The following is an 18,936-nucleotide window of genomic DNA, read 5'->3' on the forward strand; positions in this document are numbered from 1 at the left end:
CTAAAAATAAATATTAGATTTATTGGGTAGTGGTTGATGCAATCAACCCATGCTTTTTGGCACCCGCTTCATTCAGGACAATAACGGAATTGAGATCTATGTTCCATATGCGAGCTGTTTTTTTGAGGGCATTTCTAAGCTTGTCTTGCAAAGGCGGCAACCATGATCTTTCACAGTTTTGAATAGCTAATATCAAAATAAAGCTCACATTTGATAGTTCAGTTTGTTTGAAAAAATCGGATAATTCCGAATTATTCTTGCTGTGTCGTTGCAAATAAATGGCGATAAATAATGATAGGCTGTTGCTAAGTTTTTCTTGTACGTCATTAATATATTCGTCAGCGCTTTGTGGGGCACTAGATTTAGCTTCAATTATTGAAATGCTTGCTTTGCCGTTTGCTGCTCTAAGCAGTAAAAACTCCGCGATCTTTACGCCTTCACCTTGTTTTGCTTTGTCGTTAATTTTTTTGAGAATTGCGCTACGTTCAATTTCAAAACAATGTCCGTCAGGATACGGGCCAAACATCCGTTCAAAGTTATCTTTGGAGTCGGTGATCATTTAAAGGCCAAATCCACTTCTTCTTCGTAAAGTCGAATCGACTCGTCAATAATGGCGTTATCAGGCATTTCATCCAGTAAATCATGTTGTTGCCAAGTATCGCCATCTTTTGAAAGCACCGGAATGGATAACTTTTGCTCCTGGGCAATCAGGAATAGTTTTTTAATAACAAAATAAGAATGACTTGCTATAAAAAACTGAATGCCGCACTGTGCTAATAAAGCAATAATATCTAAAAACTTTGAAATAGCCTCGGGATGAAGTGCCGATTCAGGCTCGTCGATAAAGACAATTGAATTACCATCTAAATAACCATTGCCGAGCAAAATATCGAGAATCGAGATTTTTTTAACACCTTCGGCAGTCACCCCAATATCAAAGCGTTGCTTTCCTTTCTTAAAAAACCAACGGCTTTGATTTTTATCATATTCTATTTTTCCTTCTAGCATATCTTCGAGAAGTTTTCGAGCATGCTTAAAAGATTTTGAATTGGCCCTATAAGCCTTTGTTGATAAATCAATATCCGGATCGCCAGAAAGCAGTTCTCGCGTGTCGACTGCAAAGCGATGCGGCAAAGGCTTTTGTAAAGCTTTTGCCAAATCAAAATACGTGTCATCAAAGCCAAAAATCTGATAACGATCCCTGGAGTCTAAAATAATATGGTGTAGCGATAATACTTCCTTAGCTGGCAAATAAATAGAATCACTATTTCTTGTGGAGGCTCGATTTTCAAGTGTGGTTATCGATTTAATAGTATCTTTGCCAAAACTATAGTTAAAGCATTTGTTATCGATAGCCAAATTAAATGACAACGCAGCATCGCAAGATTTGGCAACAAGATCACCAAGTTTTTCAGGTTGAAACGTCCAAAATAATTTCTCAAATAGAATATCGGCGGCACTAATTGGGTTATTTCCACGCTTATAGCTTTCCAATGTCCTCACAGCGCTATACATGGCCTTCAATAAAAACGATTTGCCACAGCCATTATTGCCGATCACCAAATTGATCGGGCCAAGGTTTTGCCAATCTAGCTCGGTGAGTGGGCCGAAGTTTTTTAGCTGGACGCTATTAATCATCTGCGTTCTCGGTGGGAGTTTTAAAAGTAACCTTCGCGCTTTTTTTGTTCCATCGACCCGGACTGGTCGTGGTCTATCAACCGTCCCTGGCGTTCAGAGGTGGTGGTCAACAGCATTTCCTGGATAATTTCCGGTAGCGTCGTGGCGGTCGATTCGACTGCGCCGGTCAACGGATAACAGCCCAAGGTGCGGAAACGCACCATTTTCATCTCGACTTTCTCGTCAGGGCCGATCGGCATGCGCTCATCGTCAACCATGATCAACATGCCGTCGCGGTCAACGACCGGGCGTTCCTTGGCGAAATACAGCGGTACGATCGGAATGTTTTCCAGGTGGATGTATTGCCAGATGTCCAGCTCCGTCCAATTGGACAGCGGGAATACCCGGATGCTTTCGCCTTTGTCGATTTTGCCGTTGTAGATGTTCCACAATTCGGGGCGCTGGTTTTTGGGGTCCCAGCGATGATTCTTGTCGCGGAACGAATACACCCGTTCCTTGGCGCGCGATTTCTCCTCGTCGCGCCGCGCGCCGCCGAAAGCCGCATCGAACTGGTATTTGTCCAGCGCTTGCTTGAGGCCGTCGGTTTTCATCACGTCGGTGTGTTTTTTGCTGCCGTGGGTGAAAGGCCCGATGCCTTGTTCTATGCCTTCGGGATTGATGTGAACCAGCAGATCAAGCCCCAGCTTTTTGACCATCTGGTCGCGAAACTCGATCATTTCCTTAAACTTCCAGGTGGTATCCACATGCAGCAGCGGGAACGGCGGCTTGCCCGGATAAAAGGCTTTCATGGTCAAATGCAGCATTACCGCGGAGTCTTTGCCGACCGAATACAACATCACCGGACGTTCAAACTCGGCTGCGACTTCGCGAATAATGTGAATGCTTTCAGCTTCCAGCTGTTTAAGGTGGGTCAGTTTATAATCTGTCATCAAAAGTCCGTCAGGTTTGGAGGACGCGCTATGTTTGTTGAATGCGCTCAAAGAAGACGGCTATTTTAATTTGAACGGGCTTTTAATGCCAGATTTGCTTGGGATTTATTGAGATTTCCAGGCGCATGGGGCGCTTGAAAAGAGCTAACGCATTTATTCGGCTGGTGTCATCCCGCGATTTGGTGAGGCTAAATTTTAGTTAATAGTACCTTGATGATATTATTTATCAGCTGATGCTTATACAAACAGAGGATACATGCGCACTTTTGATTTTAATGCCATTTCGATAAAGGATATTACCCAGACGTCCTTGTTGACTTGCTTGCCCAGTGAGACGATGCATAGCGCAGCCGTCAAAATGGTGGAGCGAAATTGCAGCGCTATCTTGATCGTGGTGGACGATGAAATCATTGGCATCTGGACGGAGCGCGACGTATTGAAGTTTGATTTCTCTTCTCCCGACGCCCGATCAACGCCGGTATCCGAAGGCATGAGCAGTCCTGTTCTCAGCGTTAATGAAAATGCGAGTCTGGAAGAAGTTTCGCTTAAATTTAAAAAAGACGGCGTGCGGCATTATGTCGTCACCGACGATTACGGCAGGCAGAAAGGCATCATTTCTCAAACCGATGTAATCAAGAAGCATAACTTTGAGTTTTTCCTGGTTTTAAAAACCGCAGGCAGCGTATTAAAACCGAATCCGCCGGTCATCAGATCGACGCAGAGCATGGCGCAGGCGAGCAGGCTTATGCAATCTTCGCATTCAGATGCAATAGGCGTTGAATTTCCCGATGAATCAATCGGCATCCTCACTGAGCGCGATGTGGTCAAGGCGCTGGCTTCTTTAAGCCTGAATCCGGTTGTCGCGGATTATGCAAGCGAGCATCTTGTTACCGTTAATGAGCATGAAAGCCTTTATTACGCCAAGAAAATTATGCTCAAAAATGGCTTTCGCCACCTCGGCGTGACCGATAATAAAGATAACTTAATCGGCATTATCAATTTGAGTGACATATTAGCGGGGTTTCGCAGCACTTATGTCGAAGAGCTTAAAGAATCCCTGGCGCACAGGGATGCCTTGTTAAAGGATTCGTTAAAGAGCCTGGGCTTGGCGAAAAAGATTATTGATAACACCCAGGAAGGCGTTATCACCACCGATAAATATGTGGCCATTCAATCATGTAACGCCGGTTTCACCCGGATTACCGGTTACACGGAAGAAGAGGTTATCGGTAAAACGCCCGCCATTATCAGTTCGGGACGGCATGATAAAAAGTTTTATGATGTGATGTGGGGGAAAATCAACAAGTACGGTTTCTGGCAAGGTGAAATCTGGAACCGGCGCAAAAACGGCGAGATTTACCCGGAACTGCTGACCATTACCGAAATCCGCGATGATGACACCAATGAAATCAGCAATTACGCCGCTATCTTCAGCGATATTAGCCAGTTAAAAAGCGATGAGGAAGAAATTAAACGACTGGCTTATTACGATCCTTTAACCGAATTGCCTAACCGGCGTTTATTGAATGACCGCTTGGCGCATGAGCTGGCGATTACCGGAAGATCGGGCAAGAACGGCGCATTGCTTTTTATTGATCTCGATCATTTCAAGAATATCAATGAAACCTTAGGGCATTCGGCCGGGGACAGAGTTCTTATGGACGTCGCCTATCGATTAAAGCTCGGTGTCAGGGATTGCGATACGGTCGCCCGTATCAGCAGCGATGAATTTGTTGTTGTGTTGACCGAACTTAGCGAACAAATGGAGCCGGCATGCAATGAAGCCCGGCACATCGCCCAAGAACTGCAACAGACTGTTGGCCAGGTTTATTCGGTCATGAACCACAAGCTGTATATTTCTTCCAGTATCGGCATTGCGATGTTTTCCGAGAACTCCGGTACGACTGACGATTTGCTTAAACAGGCCGGAACCGCGATGTACCGGGCTAAAGAAAGCGGCCGTAATATGTTGCAGTTCTTTCAGCACAGCATGCAGGAAGCTGTTATGGAAAGAATGCTGATTGAAAAAGAGTTGCGTCAGGCTTTGGATGAAAACCAGCTGTCTTTGTATTACCAGCCGCAAGTCGATTATCACGGCAATCTGGTCGGGGCCGAGGCGCTTATTCGTTGGAAGCATCCGCAAAAAGGCTTTATTCCGCCCGACAAGTTTATTCCTATCGCGGAAGAATGCGGATTGATTCAAGCGGTCGGCACCTGGGTGCTTGAACAGTCATTTATCCATCTCAGGCAGTGGGACAAGCAACAGAAGCATTTACCCCATTTGGCGATCAATATCAGCCCAAGGCAGTTCTATCATGACGATTTGATCGATATACTCGCCAGGCTTGTTCAGCAATACCGGATCAGCCCGTCAAGAATCATGCTGGAGTTTACCGAAGGCTTATTGATGAATGATGTTGATGCCGCGATTGAAAAAATCAAGCAGCTGAAAAAACTGGGTTATACCTTTTCGATAGACGATTTCGGCACCGGATACTCGTCATTGAGTTATCTGAAGCATTTGCCGGTGGATCAGTTGAAAATCGATAAATCCTTTGTCGAGGATATTACTAAAAATGAAGACGATGCCGTTTTTGTCGGCACCATTATTGCGATAGCCCAACACATGAACCTTGGCGTTGTGGCGGAAGGCGTCGAATCGGAAATGGAATTGGAGTTTTTAAAAGAAAATGGATGTCCCTGTTTTCAGGGCTATTATTTCAGTAAACCCTTGCCTGACGACCAGTTTTTTGAACAGTGGTTGAAAAAGGCGGAGCACTAATTTTTAAACGGCACGATATTTTTTAATAGATGGCAGGTTAACAATGAAAATTGATTGTTTAGATTCAGTACATATTTCCGGGTTGCTGAGAAAAATTTTGGGCGGTCTGGCTATGGCGATGTTTCTGTCGGCTTCAGGATGCGCCACGGTCGGCCATGAGTTTCCGACGGGGCAGGTTTCATCGATAAAGATAGGGGAGACCACCCAGAATGACATTTACACGACATTTGGGAATCCCTGGAGAACCGGGCTTGATAACGGCTTGAAAACATGGACATACGGCAGCTACTTTTACACGTTGTTCGGCGACGGCAGTAGCGAGGACTTGGTGATTAAGTTTGATAAACGCGGCGTCGTTGCGTCTTTTGTATTCAATAGCTCAAAGCGCTCAAAGTGAGCTAAAGATTAGAGGCTAAGTTAAAAGTATTTTAACCTTTCTTACTTTCCGCGAAGGGTGCGAAGTTTTATGTTTTTCTTTCGCGTCTTTCGTGGACTGACTGCGGCGGCTTTTTATAGGGTTTGTCCGTCACATACAATCGTAGCGTTGGCTTATCCGTGCCGCGTTCCGCATCGCTATCGCTTCCGGGCTATGGCCGTTTCGATCTTCCTATTCTATACTGCCCGACAATGCGTAATTCCGAGTCTTTAAGGCTATTCTGCGGGGCGGGCGGTTACGCTTCTTTTGTTCATCACAGGGGATGTCTAATGCAAAATCAGCAAACGCTTACCATCGATGGAAACCAGGCTGCCGCTACGGTAGCCCATAAACTCAACGAAGTCATCGCGATTTATCCGATAACGCCGTCGTCCAATATGGGCGAATGGGCCGACGAATGGTCGTCCCGCGGACAGGTCAATTTATGGGGAACGGTGCCGCAAGTCACCGAAATGCAAAGCGAGGCGGGCGCCGCCGGAGCCATCCACGGCGCGTTGCAGGCCGGGTCGATGGCGACGACGTTTACCGCTTCCCAAGGCCTGCTGCTGATGCTGCCCAATATGTACAAAATTGCCGGTGAACTGACGCCGACGGTGTTCCATATCGCCGCCCGTTCGCTGGCTTGCCAAGGCTTGTCGATTTTCGGCGACCATAGCGATGTGATGTCGGCGCGGATGACCGGTTTCGGCATGCTGTGTTCCAATTCGCCGCAGGAAGTCATGGACTTTGCGCTGATCGCCCATGCCGCCGCGCTGGAAGGCCGTATCCCGCTGATGCATTTTTTCGACGGCTTCAGGACCTCGCATGAAGTGGCCAAGATTACTCTGCTGGACGACGGCGTCATGCGGGCCATGATTAACGACGAGTGGGTGAGTGCGCACCGAAGCCGGGCTTTGACGCCGGATAGCCCTGTGCTGCGCGGCACGGCCCAGAATCCCGATGTGTATTTTCAGGCCAGGGAATCGGTCAACGCCTATTACCAGGCGATGCCCGGCATCGTGCAGGGTGCGATGGATAGATTCGCCAAATTGACCGGCCGCAGTTACCGCCTGTTTGAATACGTGGGTTCGCCGGAGGCCGAGCGCGTCATCGTGATGATGGGATCGGGCGCGGAGGCGGTCGCGGAAACGCTCGATTATCTTAACCGCCAGGGCGAATCGGTCGGCTTGCTGAAAGTGCGCTTGTACCGGCCCTTCGATGCGGTCAGCTTGCTGGCGGCATTGCCTTCGAGTTGCCGCAAAATCGCGGTGTTGGACCGCACCAAAGAGCCGGGCGCGGACGGCGAGCCTTTATATAAAGACGTGCTCGGCGCGCTGGCTCAGGATTTTACCGGCGGTTCGGCTAAATTTTCGTCAATGCCGAAAGTGGTCGGCGGCCGTTACGGTCTGTCGTCCAAGGAATTCACGCCCGGCATGATCAAGGCGATTTATGACGAATTGAAACAGGATCAACCGAAAAATAATTTCACCATCGGCATTCACGACGATGTCACCCACACCAGCCTGGATTGGGATGCGGCTTACCGCACCGACGCCCACGCCGACACCTTCCAGGCCATGTTTTACGGCCTGGGTAGCGACGGCACGGTCAGCGCCAATAAAAACACGATCAAGATTATCGGCGAAGCGACCGATTTACACGCCCAGGGCTATTTCGTTTACGACTCGAAAAAATCCGGCGCGATTACCGTCTCGCATTTGCGCTTCGGTCCCAAGCCGATACGCTCGACTTACCTGATCGGCGAAAACGACGCCGGTTTTATCGGCTGTCATCAGACGATCTTTCTGGAGCGTTACGACATGCTTGCCAATGCGGCGGACAACGCGGTATTTTTGCTGAACTCGCCGGAACCGGCCGAGCGGGTTTGGGCGTCGCTCCCCGCCAAAATGCAGCAGCAAATGATAGCCAAAAATATCCGCTTTTATGTGATCGACGGCTATGCGGTCGCCGAAAAAAGCGGCATGGGCAAGCGCATCAACACCATCATGCAGACCTGCTTTTTCGCCATATCCGGCGTGTTGCCGCAGGAACAGGCAATAGCCGATATTAAACACGCGGTCGAAAAAACCTACGGCAAAAAAGGCCGGCATATCGTCGAACTGAATTTCAAGGCCATCGACGAAACGCTGGCAAGTCTGCATTCGGTTACGTTGCCGACAGCGGTCAGCAGCCAATTCGACATTCAATCCAGGATCAACGACGCCGCGCCCGATTTTGTCAAACGGATCACGGGCGAAATCATTGCCGGCAGGGGCGATGCGTTGCCGGTCAGCGCGATGCCGGTTGACGGCACCTTTCCGACCGGCACGGCGGCTTACGAAAAACGCAATCTGGCGCTGGAAATCCCGGTCTGGGAAACCGATTTATGCACCCAATGCGGCAAATGCGTGATGGTTTGTCCGCATTCGGTCATCCGCAGCAAAATTTTCCCGACTGATGCTGTAGCCAACGCGCCGTCTACCTTCAAACATGCGCCGATGCTGGGCAAGGATTTTCCTGCCGGTTTGGAAATCAGCTATCAGGTCGCGCCGGAAGATTGTACCGGTTGTACATTGTGCGTCGACATTTGCCCGATCCGGGATAAATCCAACGCCAGCCGCAAAGCCCTCAATATGGCGCCGCAACCGCCGCTACGCGAAACCGAGCGCGACAATTGGGATTTCTTTTTGGCTATCCCCGAATACGATCGCAAGCTTTTAAAAACCAACACCATCAAGGGCTCGATGGTATTGCAGCCCTTGTTCGAGTTTTCCGGCGCTTGCGTGGGTTGCGGAGAAACGCCGTACATCAAACTGGCCTCGCAATTGTTCGGCGACCGCATGGTGGTTGCCAATGCGACCGGCTGTTCGTCGATTTACGGCGGCAACCTGCCGACCACGCCCTGGACCAAAAACGCCGAAGGCCGCGGCCCTGCATGGAGCAATTCCTTATTCGAGGACAATGCCGAATTCGGCTTAGGGATGCGGATCGCGCTCGACAAGCAAAACCAATACGCCAGTGAGTTGTTGGCGTCGCTGCGCGGGCAATTGAGCGGCGAATTGGTCGACGCGATACTGAATGCCGACCAGTCCGATGAAGCCGGGATTTACGAGCAGCGCGAGCGGGTTGCCGCACTGAAAAGACACTTGCAGTCCCTGACCAGTCAGGCCGCACAAACACTGCTCCCGTTAGCCGACAGCCTGTGCAAGAAAAGCGTCTGGATTATCGGCGGCGACGGCTGGGCTTACGACATCGGTTACGGCGGTCTCGACCATGTCCTGGCCAGCGGGCGCAATGTCAACATCCTGGTGCTGGATACAGAAGTTTATTCCAACACCGGCGGGCAAACCTCCAAATCGACGCCGTTAGGCGCGGTGGCGAAATTTTCCGCAGGCGGTAAAGCCACGGCGAAAAAAGATTTGGCGTTGCTGGCGATGGATTACAGCAACGTCTATGTCGCCCATGTCGCTTACGCCGGTAAAGATACGCAAACGCTGAATGCGTTTTTGGAGGCGGAAGCCCACGACGGCCCGTCGATCATTATCGCTTACGCGCCGTGTATCGCGCACGGCGTGGATATGTCCAACAATCACCGGCAGCAAAGTCTGGCCGTGAAAAGCGGGCATTGGCCGTTGTTCCGATTCGATCCCGGCAAAATAAAACAGGGCAAAAATCCGATGCACCTGGATTCGCCTGAACCGTCGATCCCCTACCGCGATTTCGTCAAAACCGAAACCCGTTTCAGCATGTTGTGGCAAACCCATCCTGAAGATGCCGAGCGTTTTCTGGAACAGGCGCAGCAGGACGTTAAAAACCGTTACCATTATTACAAACAACTGTCTGAGCTGGCGTGGAACGAATCGACCAGCGTCTCGGCGGTGAAAGCCCAACTCAAGAGCGAAAGCGCCAAGGAGACCGACAATGGTTGATTTAACGACTGAATACTTAGGCTTGAAACTGGCTAACCCGCTGGTGCCGTCGGCGTCGCCGTTGAGTAAGGATCTGGACAGTGCGCGCAGGCTGGAAGATGCAGGCGCATCGGCTCTGGTGATGTATTCGCTGTTCGAGGAAAAAATCGAAGCCGAAGCGCAGCAAATGGAGCGATTCTTTTATCAGCAGGCAATCGGGCATGGCGAAGCGGATTCGTTTCATCCGGTGCCGGATAACATTCAGACCTATCAGGAACAGTATCTGGAGCATCTGCAACAGCTCAAGTCTGCGCTGGCGATTCCGGTCATCGCCAGTTTGAACGGCACGTCATTGGGCGGCTGGGTCGAGTACGGCAAGCAATTGCAGCAGGCGGGCGCCGATGCACTGGAGCTTAATATCTATCATCTGGCCGCCAATGCCGAGGAAAGCGGCGAGACGGTCGAAAACCGTTACCTGGACATATTGCGGGAATTGAAAGGGCAGGTCAGCGTACCGATCGTCATGAAGCTGTCTTCCCAGTTCAGCTCGCCGATTCATTTCGCCAAACGCCTGGAGGCCGCCGGAGCCGACGGCATAGCCTTGTTCAACCGTTTTTACCAGCCCGACATAGACCTGGAAACGCTGGACGTGCTGCCGAAACTGGAGTTGTCATCGTCGGCGGAAGCCTTGTTGAGGATACGTTGGACCGCGTTGCTGTATGGCCGGACCAAGTTGTCCTTGGCGGTAACCGGAGGTTTTCACCAAGCGCCGGATGTGCTGAAAGCGTTGTTGGCCGGAGCCGATGTGGTGCATCTTTGCAGCGTATTGCTAAAGCACGGCACGGGCCGTTTAAGCGAAATCCTGGCTGAAATGGAGCAGTGGCTGGGTGAGCATGAATACGAGTCGGTCAACCAATTAAAAGGCAGCGTCAGCCAACAACACGCCATCGATCCCAGCGCTTATGAACGCGCTAATTATGTGCAGGTGTTGGATAGTTACTCCAGCCCGGCGGGAGTGTTGAGGTAGTTTTTGTTGCTCGATTCTCGTTTCCACGCAGCGCGTGGGAACGAGGAAAAGTGGAGCCATTTTGAACACGGTTGAAATAATGCCAAACCCGCCAAGGTCGGAGCTTGACTCGGACTTGCCTATTTTATACCAAGACGAATTTCTGGTGGCAATCAACAAGCCGGCAGGATTATTGGTGCATAGGTCGGATATAGACCGCCATGAAACGCGTTTTGCGGTGCAATTGCTACGCGACCAGCTGGGACAAAGAGTATTTCCGCTACATCGTTTGGACAAACCCACCGCCGGTGTATTGGTGTTTGCGTTAAACCCAGAGATTGCCCGGGAAATGATGATAATCTTTATGTCCGATAGCGTGGAAAAAACCTATCTGGCCGTAGTGCGCGGTTACACTGCCGAGCGGGCGATTATCGATTATCCGTTACAGGAGCAACTGGATAAAATGACCGACCGTCTGGCACGACAGGATAAAGCCGCCCAAGCCGCAATTACCCATTATCGACGTCTTGCCACGGTGGAACTGCCGTTTGCGGTGGGACGTTACTCGACCAGCCGTTATTCGTTATTGCAGCTTTCGCCGAAAACGGGCCGTAAACATCAACTGCGTAGGCATTTAAAGCATATTTTTCATCCGATTATCGGCGACACCACGCATGGGGACGGCAAGCACAACGATTTTTTCCGGCAGCAATTAAATTGCCGGCAACTGTTGCTTGCCTCGACCCAGCTCAATTTTCCGCATCCTGTCACAAGACAACGGCTGGAAATTCAAGCGCCGTTGGATGCTTGTTTCAGCCGAATTGTTACGGAACTTAACTGGAATGTAGACAGCGCATATTCCGCGATCCCCTTATCTTTTTTAGCAACACTCAACAAATGGAGTTAGCAAAATGACAAAACAGCGTTCGGTAAGGCAATTTTGTACCGCTCATGACACTGCGTACCGGTTGTCGGAATTGGAACCGATAGCGTTCGAAGCTGCCACGGATTTTTCCGGCTCTTCGGTGTTCATAGACACTAGCGTTAAGTTTCAAGAAATTCAGGGTTTCGGAGGCGCTTTCACCGAAGCGGCCGCGGTAACCTTGGACAAAATGCCGCCCGACTTGCGGCAAGAAATTTTAGAGGCTTATTTCTCCCCGGACACCGGCAATGCCTATAGCTTATGCCGAACCCACATCAATAGCTGCGATTTCTCGCTGGGAAATTACGCCTATACCGAAGTGGACGGCGATGTAGAACTTAAGCATTTCAGCATCGAGCATGACCGTCAAGCCCTGATTCCGATGATCCGCGAGGCTATCGATTTATCCGGCGGCAAGTTAAAACTGTTCGCTTCACCCTGGAGCCCTCCGGCCTGGATGAAAACCAACGGGATGATGAATAACGGTGGCAAGCTTAAGCCGGAATATCGCCAAACCTGGGCGGATTACTATGTTCGTTACATTCAGGAATACGGGCACGAGGGCATACCGATTTGGGGGCTGACGGTGCAAAACGAGCCGGAAGCCACGCAAACCTGGGACTCCTGTATTTACACCGGCGAAGAGGAGCGGGATTTTGTCAGGGATTGCCTTGGTCCAACCCTGCACGATGCAGGGCTTGGCAATGTTAACGTGATAGTCTGGGATCACAATCGAGACCGGCTGTTTGAACGAGCCAAGGCCGTGCTGGACGATCCCAAGGCCGCCCATTATGTCTGGGGCGTCGGTTTTCATTGGTATTGCGGCGATCACTTCGACAATGTCCAACTGACCCATGACGCCTATCCCGACAAACACCTTATTTTCACTGAGGGCTGCCAGGAAAACGGGCCGCATCTCGGTTCGTGGGATACCGGAGAGCGTTACGCCCATTCGATGATAAACGATCTTAACCGTTGGACAGAGGCATGGGTGGACTGGAACATGGTTCTGGATGAAACGGGCGGCCCCAACCATGTCGGCAATTTCTGTAGCGCGCCCATTATTGCCGACACCCAAGCCGGAGAAATACGCTACCAAAGCTCTTATTACTACATCGGTCATTTCTCCCGTTTCATCCGCCCGGGGGCTCGCCGGGTGGCCTGCGCCAAAACTTTGGATAGCCTTGAAGCAAGCGCATTTCTGAATAGTGATGGGAGCGTCGCCGTAGTGGTATTGAACCGCACCGGGCAGGCAATTGACTTCGTGCTAAAAAGCCAGGGGTTACAGACTAAAACCTCAATACCAGCTCGTGGAATCAAGACTTTTATTTTTTAAAAAACGGTAAAGTGGACCCCATTGACCAGACAAAAAATACCTTAATTTAAGATAGAGCCCTGTTCACACTCCAGCTGAATGGCGCTGTCCCAGGTTTGCGGCACGAGATCTGATGTTTTAGCCGTACCGTTAAAGTTATCCACAATCTAGCCGTTTTATAGACTTCAGCCGGTGTTTTGGTCGGAAGGAGCGGCCTCTATTGCCGTTGTTGAGGATGCTCCACCTGAGCTGTTAGCGCTCAGGGCGGAATAAACGATAACCTGTCATGCGCTTTACCGGTTTTAAAATACCGGTGTCAATTCCAAAGGGCAGGCAAGTGGCATAGTCACAACATCGTCAATAAGCTGAGTTGCGGTTATCATATGTCCCAGTTATTTTTCATAAACAGCGTGTGGGTAGGATAAGACAAATGATTCGTGCAGGTATTGTGGGGGGGACCGGGTACACCGGCATTGAGCTATTGCGGATTTTGGCGTTGCATTCGGATGTTGAGGTGGCGGTCGTCACTTCGCGTGCCGATGCGGGGCTTAGGGTGGATGCGCTTTATCCCAGCTTGCGCGGTGTTATCGATGTCGTATTTAGCCTGCCTGAAGTTGAAACCCTGGCCGAATGCGATGTGGTGTTTTTTGCGACGCCGAACGGTACGGCGATGCTGATGGCGGAGCAATTGCTCGCGCGCGGGGTTAAGGTGATCGACCTGTCCGCCGATTTCAGGTTGAAAGACGCAAAGGAGTGGGGTAAGTGGTACGGCATGGAGCATGCCTGCCCCGATTTAATCGCCGATGCGGTTTACGGTTTGCCGGAAGTGAATCGCGATGCGATTAAAAAGGCTGATTTGATTGCCTGTCCGGGCTGCTATCCCACAGCCACGCAGTTGGGATTTTTGCCGTTGCTTGAAAACGATTTGATCGATGTTAATCATTTGATTGCCGATGTTAAATCCGGCGTCAGCGGGGCGGGGCGTAAGGCTGAGTTGGCGACGTTGATGAGTGAAACCGGCGAAAGTTTTAAAGCTTATGCAGTCGGCGGCCACCGGCATTTGCCCGAAATCGCCCAGGGGCTTGAATTGGTGGCCGGCAAACCGGTCGGATTGACCTTTGTGCCGCATCTGACGCCGATGATTCGTGGGATACACGCTACGTTATATGCCCAGGCGCATGGTAATCTGGACGATGTGCAGGCTTTGTATGAAAAAAGATATGCGGATGAGCTGTTTGTCGATGTATTGCCGCAAGGTTCGCATCCCGATACCCGGAATGTCCGGGGCAGCAATAACTGCCAGATTTCGATTCATCAGCCTCAGGGTGGTCAAACCATCGTGGTGCTGTCGGTGATTGATAACCTGGTCAAGGGGGCAGCAGGGCAGGCGGTGCAGAATATGAATCTGATATTCGGGTTAAAGGAAGACTCAGGGTTAAAGGTGATTGCGCTTTATCCATAATTCTTGACTAAAAAGCTGGGTATAGTCATAATTTATTTTAATTCCATTTTTTTATAGTGTGTGTATATGTCTAATCCGATAGTTTTTACTGACAGTGCTGCTTCCAAGGTCGGCGAATTAATCGCTGAGGAAGGCAATGATAATCTGAAGCTGAGGGTTTATGTTTCAGGCGGCGGCTGTTCAGGCTTTCAATACGGCTTTACTTTCGATGAAGAAGTCAATGAAGACGATACTTGCGTTGAGAACGGCGGTGTCACGGTGTTGATTGACGCGATGAGCATCCAGTATTTAACCGGTGCTGAAATTGACTATAAAGAAGATTTGTCGGGAGCCCAGTTTGTTATTCGTAATCCTAACGCAACCACTACCTGTGGATGCGGGTCTTCTTTTTCAGCGTAATTACATCTTATAGTTTCTCCCCTCACCGGGCGACAGGACTGCCGCCCTTTTTGTTTACCTGATAAATCCCCCCAAGAATGACGGAGTCAAGCGCTCCTGTTACTTCTTTGAGATTGCCCGGCAGATTGTTCATGGTTTGTCTGGCTAACCACGCGAAAGCCACGGCCTCGACATGATCGGGATGAATTCCGTAACGCTCTGCCGATTCAACAGGGCAGTCAATGTTCTGCTGGATGAGTTCCAGCAGGTAATCATTATGAATGCCGCCGCCGCAAATCAATATGCGTTCAGTAGCCGGTGCATGTTTTTTGACCGCGTCGCAAATCGTTATTGCCGTTAAAAAACACAGACTGGCCTGTACGTCCTCGGCTTTATAGCTGAATGCGTCAAAATACTGATAAATCCAGGGAAGCGAAAAATACTCCTTGCCGGTGCTTTTGGGCGGGGCGGCGTTGAAATAAGCGTCCTGTTTTAATAGCGTCACCAAGTCATGGTCGATTTTTCCGGTTTTGCCCCATGCGCCGTTTTTGTCATACGGCAGGTTCCGGTGCAGCTTGATCCATAGATCCATCAAGGTGTTGCCGGGGCCGGTATCAAAGCCGATCACTTCCGCGGACTGATTTCTAGGCAACACGGTGATATTGGCAATGCCGCCAATATTGACGATGCAGCGATGTTCGTTCGGGTGCTGGAATACGGCTTGATGAAAAGCCGGAACCAGGGGTGCGCCTTGGCCTTTTGCGGCAATATCTCTGCGTCTGAAATCAGCCACGGTGGTAATGCCGGTTGTTTCGGCAATGATGTTGGGATCGCCGATTTGCAGGGAAAAAGGGAATCGAATATCAGGTGCATGATAGATGGTTTGTCCATGACTGCCGATGGCCTTGACCGATGAGGTTGGGATAGCGGCTTTAGCAAGCAAGGCGTTAACCGCTTTTGCGAATAAGCGGCCGAGTTGCGCGTCCATTGCTCCATATTCTTTAAGCGAGATTAGCGACTCAGGTTTGCTGATCTTCTGGATTGTGCTTTGAATTTCGTCGGAGTAGGGCAGGTATTCAAACTCGACAAGATGGGTTTCATTGTCTTGAAAATCAACAAGGGCAGCGTCAATGCCATCCAGGCTGGTTCCTGACATCAGTCCGATATAAAGTTCGGGCATCGTTCGTGCTAATCGAAACGGGACGGTTGGACGGCTGGAGGTTGGGCAATCCCGGGAGCAATAGCCGACTGGGTTTTTGCAAGCAAACTTTGGGACTTAACCTGATTAAGTTGAGCAAAGAACGGTTGCGTTTGAGACTTGAAGTCATCCAGCAATGCATTACTTATGGGCATTGAATGCGGGATTTTGACCGTCTCGGGATCACGGTAAATTCCATCGACATGGAATTCATAATGCAAGTGAGGGCCGGTAGCCAGGCCCGTTTGGCCTACATAACCGATAACATCGCCTTGCTTAACATGATCGCCGACCTGTAGGCCTTTTTTAAAGCCGGACATGTGTGCATAAAGCGTTTCATAGCGATCGTTGTGTTGAATAATCACGACTTGTCCATACGCACCTTTGCGACCGCTAAAAGTAACGGTGCCATCCCCGGTTGTCTTTACAGGCGTTCCGGTTCTGGCCGCATAGTCGATGCCTTTATGGGCGCGAATTCTGTTAAGTATCGGATGTTTGCGGTGCATGTCGAAAGGGGAGCTGATTTTTATAAAGTCGACAGGCGTGGTTAAAAAAGCCCTTTGCATGGATTGTCCGTCAGGCGTGTAATAGCTGGCAATGCCGGATTCGTTTATATATCTGACCGCTACGTGTGACGATCCTTGGTTAATAAACTCCGCAGCAATAATCTCGTCGCTATCGATTTCTTTGCCATCAATCATTTTCTTTCCATAAACAACCGTGAACTGATCGCCGGGGCGCAGGTTGTTAGCAAAATCAATGTCCCATGCAAAAATATCGGTAAGTTGCAGAATAAGATCTTTCGACAAGCCGGCTTCAAGCCCATCCAGAAATAAAGAGGTTTCTATCGATACGTGAGCAGTGTTGATTTTAGTTGTTTGCGGCCGGTTGATTAAGACAGGACGGAATGTTTTGTCATCGGTTGTATGTATAATTTGATTTGACCCGGAATTATCCAGACTTAAATCAAGAAGAATATTTTTTTGTGTTTTTTGGTAGTTGTTTGGTTTTGTAGATGTAGACTCGATAGATTTGGCTGAAATAACGGTATGTTTTCTGGTGCTTTCTTCAAAAGCGGCAACGGAGTGGTTTTTTTTGTTTGACTTGGGCGATCCAGCTAATCGTTTGTTATTTTTTAATTCGTTAGATACGGTGGTTTGTTTTTTGCCGGATTTAGGCGTAGTAGTCGATTTTTTTTGTGCGGTTAGTTTGGTTGCGGCGATAGTGTTTTTTTTGTTGTCGGCTGGCTTTGATGAGGTAGGTGTCTTTTTGTTGCTGGTTTTCGATTTATCTGTCGTCGGGCTTTTATTATTAACGGATTTTGTGTGTGTCGAATGATGGGTAGTTGCAGAACTGGTTTTAGCTGCTGTGTGCTTGGGTTGTGTGTGGCCGCTTACTGAAAAGGCTACGCTAATTCCAAAGAGCAATGAGGTATAGATTCTATTTTTCACTAGGCTATGCTAAATAATTGAAATTTACTTAAATTAGAAATAATTTAATGAAATTATAGTTTTATTTTAAGTGGTTTTGAAAGTTTTTACCAATTTTAGAGCATGTAAAAGTTTTTATTCATCGGAGTGGATGATTAATTCTATAATGAATTATTTGTAGATATTTTGGAGAAAGACATTGCAAGAGGACGTATTGGAGCAACTTCTTAGAGGGAGTGATGAGGTTTTAATCAAACAAGAATTAATTAAAAAATTGGAAGAGGGAAGACCTCTTCGGATTAAGGCGGGATTTGATCCGACTGCTCCTGATTTGCATTTAGGACATACCGTTCTGATTAATAAATTAAAGCAATTTCAAGATCTTGGTCACGAAGTGCTGTTCCTGATCGGTGATTTTACCGGGATGATCGGTGATCCAACGGGAAAAAATGTGACGCGCAAACCGTTGACTCGCGACGAGGTCATCGACAATGCTAAAACTTATGAAGAGCAAATATTCAAAATCCTGGACCCGACAAAAACGTTGGTAATGTTTAATTCAAGCTGGATGAATGCTATGTCATCGGCTGATTTGATTCAATTGGCTGCAAAACACACCGTAGCTAGAATGCTGGAGCGGGACGATTTCAGCAAGCGCTTTAAAGGTGGTCAGTCTATTGCGATACATGAATTTCTGTATCCTTTAATCCAAGGCTATGATTCGGTGGCGATGAAGGCGGATGTAGAATTGGGCGGTACGGACCAGAAGTTTAACTTGTTGGTTGGGCGGCAATTGCAGGAAGCCTTTGGGCAAAAGCCTCAAATCGTTATGACGATGCCGATTTTGGAGGGGTTGGATGGCGTGCAAAAAATGTCCAAGTCGCTCAATAATTATGTAGGTATAGCCGATTCTGCTGATGATATGTTCGGTAAATTAATGTCCATATCGGATGAGTTGATGTGGCGTTACTTTGAATTGCTGAGTTTTCGGCCTATGACTGAAATAAAGTCATGGGCGGAAGAGTGCAGGCAAGGTGCAAATCCGAGAAACTATAAAGTTAAGTTGGCTCAGGAAATTATAGAAAGATTCCATGATGCGTCGGCTGCTGTCAAAGCGCTGGAAAACTTTGAGGCCAGATTTCAGCGTGGTGCGATGCCTGATGAAATGGAAGAACTTGAATTAAAGATTGAGGGTGCAGGTTACGGAATAGCAAATATATTGAAAGATGCTGGATTAACGGAAAGTACATCCGAGGCTAATCGCATGATAAAGCAGGGTGCGGTAAAGATTGACGGAGAAAAAGTTTCTGATCAAAAGCTGGAGATTTCAGTTGGTTCTCACCATGTTTATCAGGTAGGCAAGAGAAAGTTTGCGAGAGTGAAAATAACTTCTTGACCATATTGGCTGGAGTTGTATAATACGCAGCTCTTCCGGGTATGAAGCCTTTGGAAGGGCGAGCAGGATGCTTGGTAGGAAATAAAGCCAGCAAGGACGTTGACAAGTTAAGTGAGTAGGTTATAATGGCCGGCTTCTTACGGGCTTATCAGTAAGC

At 48.9% G+C, this 18,936-nt stretch carries 15 protein-coding genes; 10 read left to right on the forward strand and 5 right to left on the reverse strand.

All coding sequences use genetic code 11. The features are described 5' to 3' along the window. Positions 1 to 19: 19 nt before the first annotated feature. The 3 genes from B0F88_RS17295 to cysD are packed head-to-tail and all read right to left on the reverse strand — an operon-like array spanning position 20 to position 2,567. A complete protein-coding gene (locus B0F88_RS17295) occupies positions 20 to 559 on the reverse strand; it encodes a hypothetical protein (protein ID WP_104425198.1) in 540 nt (179 codons plus the stop codon). After that, on the reverse strand, positions 556 to 1,638 hold the full coding sequence (locus tag B0F88_RS17300) for an ATP-binding protein (RefSeq protein WP_104425199.1): 1,083 nt from the start codon (positions 1,636 to 1,638) through the stop codon (positions 556 to 558). Before B0F88_RS17300 ends, B0F88_RS17295 begins: the two co-directional genes overlap by 4 nt. A gap of 20 nt (positions 1,639 to 1,658) precedes the next feature. Continuing rightward, complete coding sequence (cysD, locus tag B0F88_RS17305; RefSeq protein WP_104425212.1) at positions 1,659 to 2,567, reverse strand: sulfate adenylyltransferase subunit CysD; 909 nt, start codon at positions 2,565 to 2,567, stop codon at positions 1,659 to 1,661. 256 nt (positions 2,568 to 2,823) lie between these two features. Here cysD and B0F88_RS17310 point away from each other — a divergent pair, with 256 nt between their 5' ends. The 8 genes from B0F88_RS17310 (at position 2,824) to erpA (ending at position 14,776) form a co-directional block, all read left to right on the forward strand. Continuing rightward, positions 2,824 to 5,349: an EAL domain-containing protein gene (locus B0F88_RS17310; RefSeq protein ID WP_104425200.1), complete on the forward strand. Its 2,526-nt coding sequence runs from the start codon at positions 2,824 to 2,826 to the stop codon at positions 5,347 to 5,349. Positions 5,350 to 5,392: 43 nt separating this feature from the next. Continuing rightward, the gene (bamE, locus tag B0F88_RS17315; RefSeq protein WP_104425201.1) at positions 5,393 to 5,746 is read left to right on the forward strand and encodes an outer membrane protein assembly factor BamE domain-containing protein; all 354 of its coding nucleotides are present in this window, start codon (positions 5,393 to 5,395) and stop codon (positions 5,744 to 5,746) included. 308 nt (positions 5,747 to 6,054) lie between these two features. Further along, the gene (gene nifJ, locus B0F88_RS17320; protein ID WP_104425202.1) at positions 6,055 to 9,693 is read left to right on the forward strand and encodes a pyruvate:ferredoxin (flavodoxin) oxidoreductase; all 3,639 of its coding nucleotides are present in this window, start codon (positions 6,055 to 6,057) and stop codon (positions 9,691 to 9,693) included. Next, positions 9,686 to 10,699 (forward strand): dihydroorotate dehydrogenase-like protein, encoded by a 1,014-nt coding sequence (locus B0F88_RS17325; protein WP_104425203.1) that lies wholly within the window; start codon positions 9,686 to 9,688, stop codon positions 10,697 to 10,699. Before nifJ ends, B0F88_RS17325 begins: the two co-directional genes overlap by 8 nt. Positions 10,700 to 10,778: 79 nt before the next feature. Further along, entirely contained in the window at positions 10,779 to 11,585 is an 807-nt protein-coding gene (truC, locus tag B0F88_RS17330; protein WP_104425204.1) for a tRNA pseudouridine(65) synthase TruC, read from the forward strand. Positions 11,586 to 11,589: 4 nt separating this feature from the next. After that, entirely contained in the window at positions 11,590 to 12,936 is a 1,347-nt protein-coding gene (locus B0F88_RS17335; RefSeq protein WP_104425205.1) for a glycoside hydrolase family 30 protein, read from the forward strand. A 409-nt stretch (positions 12,937 to 13,345) separates the two neighbouring features. Next, the gene (gene argC, locus B0F88_RS17340) at positions 13,346 to 14,377 is read left to right on the forward strand and encodes an N-acetyl-gamma-glutamyl-phosphate reductase (RefSeq protein ID WP_104425206.1); all 1,032 of its coding nucleotides are present in this window, start codon (positions 13,346 to 13,348) and stop codon (positions 14,375 to 14,377) included. 66 nt (positions 14,378 to 14,443) lie between these two features. Beyond that, entirely contained in the window at positions 14,444 to 14,776 is a 333-nt protein-coding gene (gene erpA / locus B0F88_RS17345) for an iron-sulfur cluster insertion protein ErpA (protein ID WP_104425207.1), read from the forward strand. A 22-nt stretch (positions 14,777 to 14,798) separates the two neighbouring features. On the opposite strand, the gene B0F88_RS17350 is transcribed toward erpA, so the two are convergent. Then, a complete protein-coding gene (locus B0F88_RS17350) occupies positions 14,799 to 15,935 on the reverse strand; it encodes an anhydro-N-acetylmuramic acid kinase (protein WP_104425208.1) in 1,137 nt (378 codons plus the stop codon). Between the two features lie 8 nt (positions 15,936 to 15,943). Further along, on the reverse strand, positions 15,944 to 16,996 hold the full coding sequence (locus B0F88_RS17355) for a M23 family metallopeptidase (protein WP_258076714.1): 1,053 nt from the start codon (positions 16,994 to 16,996) through the stop codon (positions 15,944 to 15,946). On the opposite strand from B0F88_RS17355, the gene B0F88_RS19810 reads away from it, so the two are divergent. Together B0F88_RS19810 and tyrS are read left to right on the forward strand one after the other, a co-directional pair. Beyond that, on the forward strand, positions 16,986 to 17,291 hold the full coding sequence (locus B0F88_RS19810; protein WP_258076715.1) for a hypothetical protein: 306 nt from the start codon (positions 16,986 to 16,988) through the stop codon (positions 17,289 to 17,291). The two genes, B0F88_RS17355 and B0F88_RS19810, sit on opposite strands and share 11 nt — an antisense overlap. 291 nt (positions 17,292 to 17,582) lie before the next feature. Next, positions 17,583 to 18,779: a tyrosine--tRNA ligase gene (tyrS, locus tag B0F88_RS17360; RefSeq protein WP_104425210.1), complete on the forward strand. Its 1,197-nt coding sequence runs from the start codon at positions 17,583 to 17,585 to the stop codon at positions 18,777 to 18,779. The last annotated feature ends 157 nt before the right edge of the window (positions 18,780 to 18,936 follow it).

Source organism: Methylobacter tundripaludum (genome assembly GCF_002934365.1).
In the GTDB taxonomy this organism is placed as follows: domain Bacteria; phylum Pseudomonadota; class Gammaproteobacteria; order Methylococcales; family Methylomonadaceae; genus Methylobacter_A; species Methylobacter_A tundripaludum_A.

Excerpts from the sequence above, each read along its gene's own strand:
- B0F88_RS17295 (WP_104425198.1), bottom strand. The coding sequence starts at position 559 with ATGATCACCGACTCCAAAGATAACTTTGAACGGATGTTTGGCCCGTAT.
- B0F88_RS17300 (WP_104425199.1), bottom strand. The coding sequence starts at position 1,638 with ATGATTAATAGCGTCCAGCTAAAAAACTTCGGCCCACTCACCGAGCTA.
- cysD (WP_104425212.1), bottom strand. The coding sequence starts at position 2,567 with ATGACAGATTATAAACTGACCCACCTTAAACAGCTGGAAGCTGAAAGC.
- B0F88_RS17310 (WP_104425200.1), top strand. The coding sequence starts at position 2,824 with ATGCGCACTTTTGATTTTAATGCCATTTCGATAAAGGATATTACCCAG.
- bamE (WP_104425201.1), top strand. The coding sequence starts at position 5,393 with ATGAAAATTGATTGTTTAGATTCAGTACATATTTCCGGGTTGCTGAGA.
- nifJ (WP_104425202.1), top strand. The coding sequence starts at position 6,055 with ATGCAAAATCAGCAAACGCTTACCATCGATGGAAACCAGGCTGCCGCT.
- B0F88_RS17325 (WP_104425203.1), top strand. The coding sequence starts at position 9,686 with ATGGTTGATTTAACGACTGAATACTTAGGCTTGAAACTGGCTAACCCG.
- truC (WP_104425204.1), top strand. The coding sequence starts at position 10,779 with ATGCCAAACCCGCCAAGGTCGGAGCTTGACTCGGACTTGCCTATTTTA.
- B0F88_RS17335 (WP_104425205.1), top strand. The coding sequence starts at position 11,590 with ATGACAAAACAGCGTTCGGTAAGGCAATTTTGTACCGCTCATGACACT.
- argC (WP_104425206.1), top strand. The coding sequence starts at position 13,346 with ATGATTCGTGCAGGTATTGTGGGGGGGACCGGGTACACCGGCATTGAG.
- erpA (WP_104425207.1), top strand. The coding sequence starts at position 14,444 with ATGTCTAATCCGATAGTTTTTACTGACAGTGCTGCTTCCAAGGTCGGC.
- B0F88_RS17350 (WP_104425208.1), bottom strand. The coding sequence starts at position 15,935 with ATGCCCGAACTTTATATCGGACTGATGTCAGGAACCAGCCTGGATGGC.